The following is an 8,259-nucleotide window of genomic DNA, read 5'->3' as shown; positions in this document are numbered from 1 at the left end:
CCTTGACGCCGCCAGCCTTGCCGCGACCGCCGACCTTGACCTGGGCCTTCACGACGGTGACGCCACCCAGCTTCTCGGACGCCGCTCGCGCCTCCTCGGGGGTGTCGGCCACGATGCCCGGCAACACGGGCACGCCGTACTGCTCGAACAGGTCTCTGGCCTGGTACTCGAAAAGATCCACGCTGTTCTTCCAATCCGCATCGCTGCGTCGTCTCACCATGATCCGTCTCGACATCGAGCCATCTCGACATGAAGACAATGGGCCAGCGGTCAGCCTAGCGGGCGACCCGAGGGGTACGCCGAGCGTCGCGTCTGCTGTGAGCATCGGGGGCCCGCCGTCGCCTGGGGAGTAGACGAGAGACACCCCGACAGAACGAGAAGACGGAGACACGCATGTCGAAAGAGAAGAACCTCGCCACGCAGGAACGCCTCGGCGAGATCCTGACCGCCCGCGAGATCGACCGCCTCGGCGAGGGCTTCCACGCCGACGTCGTCGATCACGACCCGGCCCCCGACGCTCCCGCCGGCCTCGCGGGCATCCAGGCCTTCTGGACCGAGTTCTTCGCGGCCTTCCCCGACGCCGACCTGGGCGTCGAGACGCTCGTCGCCGACGACGAGAACGTCACCGCGGTCTTCACGATCTCGGGCACGCACACCGGCACGTTCCAGGGCGCCGAGCCCACGGGCAAGTCGTTCACCGTGCGTGGCATCCAGGTCGGCCGCTTCGACGAGGACGGCCTGCTGGTCGAGCGCTGGGGCGCCACCGACGAGGCCGGCATGAAGCAACAGCTCGGCCTGGCCTGAGCCGCTCCCCCCACCACCCCGCACCACTCTCGAGAGGACGCATCATGAGCGACACCAACACCCCCGCAGCATCGGGTGACCAGCCCTACGACCAGGCCGACGAGTTCGCCGAGTCCGAGCAGATCGCGACCAACGACGCCGTCGCCGGCGAGACGGTCTTCCCCGGCGTCGGAGAGGGCAACGACGGCCCGACCGGCGGTGCGCCCCGCGAGGGTTCGCCCGAGTACGCCCCGAACGACCTCGAAGGCGACGACATCGACCTCGACGAGACCGAGTGACCTCGGTCACCCCCGTCTGACGACGCCCCCGCCGCAGCTCGCGGCGGGGGCGTCGTCGTGTCACGGCTCCTCCCCCGGCCCGCGTCGGCGGGAGCCGTGCACAGGAGGCGCGGTGCCGGCCTCGGCAGCCGGGGCCGCTGCCCGATCGTCGGTGCATGACCTCATCAACGAAGGCCCTCGGGCCCCCCAGACGGCGCCTCGCGCTCGCCCTCGCCCTGTTGTTCTCCGTCGCCGTCGGGCTGCTCGGCCACGCCCCGGCCGCCGCCGTCACCGGCACGGGACTCGGCCCGGGCCACCTCTGGCGCGGCGACAACGCCTCGTGGCTCGGCACGTACCGACTCGACGACGGCACCCAGGCGTTCTGCCTCGAAGCCGGCAAGAGATCGCCCGTCGGCAACCACTACGACACGACCACGGGTGGCGACGTGATCGGCGTCTCGACCGACGACCACGCGCGCCTCGCGTACATCGCCCGCACCTGGGGCGGCACGACCGACGCCGACACGGCCGCCGCAGGACAACTCGCGGTCTGGACCATCACCGGCCTGAACGGCCACACGCAGCGGTACTACGCCGGCCGGGCCAACGAGCGCTGGCCGATCGTGCTCGAACGCGCGAACCAGATGCTCGCCGAGGCCTCGTCCGCCGCGTCGAAGTCGGTCGCCGCATCGATCACCGTCGAGCTCTCGGACGACGGCACGGGGCTCATCCGCCCCGACCTCACGGTCGACCGCGTGACGGGTGGGCCGACGACCCTCGAGCCCACGCATGCGGGCACGGTCACCCTGGACGGAGCCGTGTTCGCGGACGGTTCGACCACGGCCCTCGTCCGCAACGGCGAGAGCGTGCCCGTCGCCGCCACCGGTGACGCCGCCCAGCTCACCGTGACCGCCTCGGTCGAGTTCGTCGACCTGCCGTACGGACGGGTGACCACGGTGGGGAACAGCCCCGCCGGCTCGCAGATGATCCTCTTCTCGGGCGGGGTCGCGGCCTCCGCTTCCGAAGCCGCGAGTGTCGAGCAGCTGTCACCGCTGCCGTTCCAGCCGACGGTGTCGACGATCACCAGCGACACCGTGGCCGAGGCCGGCACGATCGTCACCGACCAGGTGACGCTCGGCGTGCGGCCCGGTGACGGGCTCCTGTCCGAGTGGGGACGATACGACGACGCCGGCACCTGGCGCCCCGTCCCGGTCACGGTGCGCAGCCGGCTGCTGGGCCCCTTCCTTGCCCCCGTGACGACGGCGGACGAGTGGCCGGACGACGCTCCGTCGGTCTGCGAGGTCGCCCTCGACGTGCTCGACGGCCCGGGAACCTACTCGACGCCGGGCTGCGAACTGCCCGGTGGCGGGTACTACACCTGGGTCGAGAGCATCGATCCCACGGACACGCCGGTCGAGGCCGGGCGTGACCGCGTGGGTTCCTGGCGGTCACCGTTCGGGGTGGCGACCGAGACGACCTTCGTGCCCTGGACGCCGACCATCTCGACCGTGGTGTCCGACGCCGAGATCGACCCGGGTGCCTGCGTCAGCGACGAGCTCACCGTCGTCGACCTGCACCCCGACGTGCCGGGTGGGGTCGACGTCGAGTCGGTGCTCGTCGGACCGTTCGCCGAGGCCCCGGTCGTGGGAAGCGACCTCGGTCCGATCGACCGTCTCGACCCGGACCTCGTCGTGGCTCGCGAGACGGTGACCATCGGCGAGGACGGCACGTACGCCACACCGTGCATCGCCCTCGAGCGACCCGGCACGTACGTCTTCCTGTTCTCGTCGGAGGGGTCGGCTGTCGTCGATGACGGAAGCCAGGTCGTGCCGGCCTTCGCCGACACGACCGTCTACCGGAGCGAGATGGCGACGGTACGGCAGCCGGCCCCGTCCGAGGCTCCGGCTCCCCCGGCAGGGCTGGCCTTCACCGGTTCGGAGGGTGGCGGGCAGGCGTTGCTCGTCGCCCTCGGAATCGTCGGGACCGGCTTCGTGCTCGTGGCCGCGGCGAGTGCCTTCCACGTGCGGAGGCGCCGCCTCGCCGAGGGCTCGGATGCAGCCTCCCTCGCGGTCGATGCCGAGGCACTGTCGTCCTTCGGGCTGGGCGAGGCGCGATGAACCCCCGGGTGCGGGTGCCGCGAGTCGGTCCGGGCTCATCCGGCCCGATCGAACGGCACCTGCACCCGGACGGCTCGACCGCTGCCGTCGTCCACGAGGGCGAACCCTGGCGTCGGCCGGTCGGCGAGATCGGACTTCGTCAGCCGGAGCCCCACCTGGTCACCTTCGTTGGGCAGCTGTGGACTGAGCACGGCGCCGCACCGGTTGTTCCTCACGTCGACCTGCCAGCCGGCCCACCCCGCCAAGACCTCGCCGGTCGTCCCGGCCACGACGAGCGCTCGACCGGTGTCGGGGCACGACCGGAGGAACTCCGCGAGCCACTCGGCCGCGGGGCAGTCCTTGAGGTGTTCGCCGTCGTCGATGACGAGCACGCGAGGGCCGTCGACGTCTGCGAAGAAGGGCGCGAGGAGGGCCTCCTCGACGGTCCGGGTGGTGATCACCGCGACCACGCCGGGCAACCCCTCGAGCGCCCGCAGCGGCGATCGCCGTGGGGCGACGACGACCACTCCGATGCTCTGGGCCGCGAGCGACCGGACGACAGCTGCCAGGACGGTGCTGCGCCCGCTCTTCGGGGGGCCCGTCACAACGTAGCTGCCGGGGCCGTCGGCGAGGTCGGGACCCCACGGCACGAGGTCGTCGCCACCGACGCCGATCAAGGCGAAGACGCTCGCCGGATCAGCCGCTCCCCGGCGGGACCAGGCATCGTCGAACGAGATGGGGCCCGCCAGTTCGTCGACGCGGAAGGGCCGACGGGCGGCAGGAACGTGACGGTCTCGGTGAACCGCCTCGGCCCCACGTCGCCGCAGGGCCTCGGCCTGCGCCTGCCCCGTCGCCTCGGCATCGATCAAGGCGACCTGCGTCTCGATCGAGGTCTCGGCGGTGAAGCCCCGCCCCGGGGGCAGGACGTCGGGAAGTGCTCGTGCGTTCAGTCCGGCGAGGGCGTAGTCGGCCCGGTCGGTCAGACGCAGGAGCAGCTTGTCGTCGACCAGGGCCGCGAGCCGGCCGGCGACGAGTTGACGGTCACCCGTGACGAGCACGTGGACACCGGCTGCGGCGCCCTCACGCAGCAGCAACCCCACCTGGTCGACGAGCTTGCCGTGCTCGATCTCGGCGAAGGTGCCGGTGAACCCTTCCCACCGGTCGATCATGACGACGAGGTGCGGCAGCCGGTCGATCTCGGGAGCCGTTCGCCGCTGCTCGACCACTCCCGCGTGGCCTCCTGCCGCGAGCACCTGCTGCCGCCGGTAGATCTCGTCGACGAGCTTCGTCAGCAGGCGTCGGACCCGGTCGAGCTGGGTCCGCTGGACGACGGCTCCGACGTGCGGAAGGCTCTCGAGCGGCAGCAGGGCACCACTGCCGCAGTCGATGCCGAAGAGGTGGACGTCGGCGCAGCTCGTGCGGTCGGCGAGGGAGGCCGCGACGGTGCGGAGCACCTGCGAGCGTCCCGTGCGGGGGGCGCCGACGACGAAGAGATGACCCAAGGTCTGCAGGTCGAGCGCGGCCGGGGCCTGATGCTGCTCGGCCGGGAAGTCCTGCCTGCCGAAGGCCAGCAAGGGCACGTCTCCCTCGACGCATGCGTCGGCGTCGCGGCCTCCCGGGGGTTCTGCGAGGTCGTCGAGGACGAGCCTGTCCGGCAAGGCGTCGAGCCAGGGACGGTGCGGGCGAGGGATACCGAGACGAGCGGAGGCGGAGGCGAGCGCGTCGACGAGCTCGACCAGGTCGGTACGCCCGACGGACTCGGTCGACGCTCGTGGCGGCGGCTCGGCCACGACCCGCCCGAGTTCGTGCCAGCCGAGCGAACTCGACCACACCTCGGGCACGACGTCGGCGACCACCCCCGGACGTCGGCCACCGACACGGCCGGCCTGGAACGGGACGAGCGCGCTCGCACCCAGTCGGACGAAGGCGCGGCCCGGTGTGGACTTGGAGATGCCGGCCGCGTCACCCGCGTCGATCACGTCGCTGCTCTCGCCTGCATCGGTCACGCGCAGGGCGATCCTCAGGTTCGTGTTCGCCCGGATGTCGCCCGTGACGACGCCCGTGGGACGTTGCGTCGCGAGCACGAGGTGGATTCCGAGAGAACGCCCGCGCTGGGCGATGTTGACGAGGCCGGTCACGAAGTCCGGCAGCTCTCGGACCATGCTCGCGAACTCGTCGATGACGATCAGGAGGCGCGGCAACGGAGGCCTTTCGGCGTCGCCGACCGCGCCCTCCACGTAGTCCTCGAGGTCCTTCGCCCCGACATCGGCGAGGAGGTGCTCGCGGCGTCGGAGCTCGGCCCCGAGCGAGTGCAACGCCCGTTCCACGAGGTGCGTGTCGAGGTCGGTGACCATTCCGACGGTGTGGGGCAGTGGCGCGAAGTCCCGGAACGCGGCACCGCCCTTGTAGTCGACGAGGACGAAGGTCATCGACTCGGGGGTGTTGGCGGCGGCGAGCGCCGCGACCATGCTCTGGAGCAACTCGGACTTGCCGGACCCGGTCGTGCCGGCCACGAGACCGTGGGGGCCGTCCCGGCGGAGGTCGAACGAGAACGGCCCGTCGAGGCTCTCTCCGATGACGACCTCGGTCGTGGGGCCCGTGCGAGCCCACCGGTCGAGCACGGCCTCGGGAGTGGGCGGTTCGAGCTGCAGCACGTCGAGCAGTCGCGATCGGGCCGGGAGTCCGCCCGTTCCGCCACCGTCGTCGACGTCGACCAGCGGGGCGACGGCCCGTGCGACGGCCTCGAACCAGCCGGCGGGCACCAGGTCGGCCTTGACCTCGCGCACGTCGGCGGTGCGGTGGACGTCGAGGGAGTGCCGCGTGGGGCCGCAGGTGACGACGGCGACGCATTCCTCGGGAAGGGACCGTCGTTCGAGGTCGACGCACACCGCGTACACGCCGACGGAGGGCCCTTCGCGCAGGACGCGGACGAGCCCGGGCAGTGCCCGCAGCCGCCGCGCACCGTCGACGACGAGCACGATGTCGGTCGCCGCACGGAGCGTCCCCCGCGATTCCCGCACCGCCCGCTGGCGGGCGTCGATCTCGGCACCCAGCTCGGCGATCCGACGCGCGACGGTCTCGGCGTCGTTCCCCACCCAGACGGTGGCCGGCCGACCGTTCTCCGGACGGGCATGGGGGACGTGGGCCAGCCACGACCAGTCGTCGCCCGCAGCGTGTTCGGTCAGGACGACGAACCGCACGTCGCGGGGGCTCTGGGCGACGGCGAGCTGAGCCAGCATCCACGCGACGAGAGGTCTCGCGTGTTCGGATCGGCCTGCCACCCCGACGACCCCGTGGTCGGCCAGATCGACGGTGACGGGCACGTCGACGGCAGGGCGGGCGACGGTCCGACGGTGCTCGAGTTCGGCCGGGTCCTCGATGGTGACACTCGACGGCAGATCCGCGGTACCGATCCTGACGCGCAGGTGGTCCGGATCGTCACGACGGCGTTCCCACAACCGCGAACGACGCCGGGCGGCGATGTCGAGCACGGTCGCGGCGTCGGGGCTGAGGTGTCGCAACTCGCGCTGCAGCTGCCGCACGGCGCTCTCGGCATCCGCCGCCACCGCCTCCTTCGTGGCCTGGTGGTCGGCGAGCCGCTGCCGGTGCGAGACCTTGCCGTTGCGCTTGTCGTAGAGGTAGTTGCCCATCATGACCACCGGCGACATGAGCCCGAAGGCGAGGAAGGCGACGTTCCCGAACACGGTGACCATGACGACGGCCATCAGCATCGGAGCGAGCGCCGCGACGATCGGCAGGGGCCGTTTCGTCCCCTGTTGGGGTTCGGCGGGGAACCGGAACGTCGTGGTCGGCGGCTCCGGCAGGAGGCGCGGGGGGCGTGCGTGGTCGAGGGTGCCTCCGCCTTCGCTCACGGTGATCGCGGCGGACGGGTGCCCGGCCGGCGCGACGGCGAGGAGGGTGTCGCCGATGGTGATGACGCAGTGTTCGTCCACGGCGGCCGTACCTCGGACCGGAACGCGGTCGACGAGCACGAGTGGCCCGCGAGCCTCGTCGTCGGATTCGGGGAAAGCGTCGGCCGTGGGGGTCAGCGCGAAGCGCCCGGCGCCGTCGAGTTCGATCGTCGCGACGATCGGGGGCACCCGCGCGTCGTCCAGTCTCACGCCCGCGTCCGGACCGCTGCCGAGGTGCACGAGCCCGACGTCGACGACGTGGATCGTCCCGGCACCGCGGCCTCCGATGATGCGGATGGTGGGCAGGTCGTCGGGAAGGTGGAGGTGCACGGCGGGGCCGCCGAGGCCGAGGACGGCACCGTCGAGCAGGACGCCCGAGCTGAGGCGTGCGGTCGGATCGACCGGGACACCGTCGACGGTGATGCTCGCGGGCTCGTCGGTCAGGGCGTGCCGCGCGTGACCGAGTGACGACGCGAGGTGCCGCGCCACGGCGTCGACGGTGGTGTCCGGATCGACGAGGAGCGAGCGGTCGGCCCGCTGGCCCGTCGGGACGTGCAGGACGGTGACGCACAGCCTCACGCGGCGGGCACCACGCTGATGCCGTCCACGAACACGTCGACTTCGTCGATCATGCCGAGGACGCCATCCGGCCCGCCGACCTGGCAGGTGACGCGGAGGTCGTACGGCTCGGCCCGGAAGGCGTAGACGAGCGTGGCGTGGAGGTCGGCGTCGCCCTCGACGGCCGCGTACCGCACGCCTCGGAGCCCCTGCCCGAGACCACTCGCCTCGACCTGCTCGACGACGGGAGGCTCGACCGCGGCCACGTCGCTGTCGAAGACCATGGCCCGGAGGGCGACATCACGATCACCCTCGACGAACCCGTACTGGACGCGCAGCAGCGACGGAGGGGTCGCGATGTCCGGCAGGTACAGGTACCGGCGTTCGTCCTCGGGCGACCAGCGCGCGAGGGCCGAGAGCACCTCCGTCAGCCAGGACCGGGAGGCGCGGGTCGACACCTCGGACCGCTCGGCCACAGTGCGCACGGTCGCCTTGATCCACGATCGCGGCGCGCGGTGGCCGTCATGCGGCCAGGAGGTCGGGAGGGCCACCCAGGTCTCGGGGTCGTGCCCGATGAGGATGTCGAAATCGGTGGTGGCGTCACTGTCGGTCTGGGTCATGGTGCGGGTCGCT

General features: G+C 72.0%; 5 protein-coding genes and 1 pseudogene. 3 read left to right on the top strand and 3 right to left on the bottom strand.

Annotation, left to right across the window (positions count from 1 at the left end):
* A pseudogene (locus ASE87_RS16765) lies at positions 1 to 124 on the bottom strand (ATP-grasp domain-containing protein); the annotation flags it as partial.
* Between the two features lie 269 nt (positions 125 to 393).
* Here ASE87_RS16765 and ASE87_RS11615 point away from each other — a divergent pair.
* The 3 genes from ASE87_RS11615 (at position 394) to ASE87_RS11605 (ending at position 3,178) form a co-directional block, all read left to right on the top strand.
* On the top strand, positions 394 to 804 hold the full coding sequence (locus ASE87_RS11615) for an ester cyclase (RefSeq protein WP_056228636.1): 411 nt from the start codon (positions 394 to 396) through the stop codon (positions 802 to 804).
* 44 nt (positions 805 to 848) lie between these two features.
* Entirely contained in the window at positions 849 to 1,082 is a 234-nt protein-coding gene (locus ASE87_RS11610) for a hypothetical protein (protein ID WP_043594281.1), read from the top strand.
* A 155-nt stretch (positions 1,083 to 1,237) separates the two neighbouring features.
* Positions 1,238 to 3,178: a thioester domain-containing protein gene (locus ASE87_RS11605; protein ID WP_056228632.1), complete on the top strand. Its 1,941-nt coding sequence runs from the start codon at positions 1,238 to 1,240 to the stop codon at positions 3,176 to 3,178.
* Between the two features lie 35 nt (positions 3,179 to 3,213).
* Here the strand turns inward: ASE87_RS11605 and ASE87_RS11600 are convergent, their stop codons facing one another.
* Both ASE87_RS11600 and ASE87_RS11595 read right to left on the bottom strand, forming a co-directional pair.
* Complete coding sequence (locus ASE87_RS11600) at positions 3,214 to 7,647, bottom strand: FtsK/SpoIIIE domain-containing protein (RefSeq protein ID WP_056228629.1); 4,434 nt, start codon at positions 7,645 to 7,647, stop codon at positions 3,214 to 3,216.
* On the bottom strand, positions 7,644 to 8,246 hold the full coding sequence (locus ASE87_RS11595) for a hypothetical protein (protein ID WP_056228627.1): 603 nt from the start codon (positions 8,244 to 8,246) through the stop codon (positions 7,644 to 7,646). Before ASE87_RS11595 ends, ASE87_RS11600 begins: the two co-directional genes overlap by 4 nt.
* Positions 8,247 to 8,259: the final 13 nt, after the last annotated feature.

The organism is Frigoribacterium sp. Leaf44, from assembly GCF_001421865.1.
In the GTDB taxonomy this organism is placed as follows: Bacteria; Actinomycetota; Actinomycetes; order Actinomycetales; family Microbacteriaceae; genus Frigoribacterium.
Note: the sequence above shows the minus strand (reverse complement) of the source record. Positions and strands in the feature narration are given on the sequence as shown.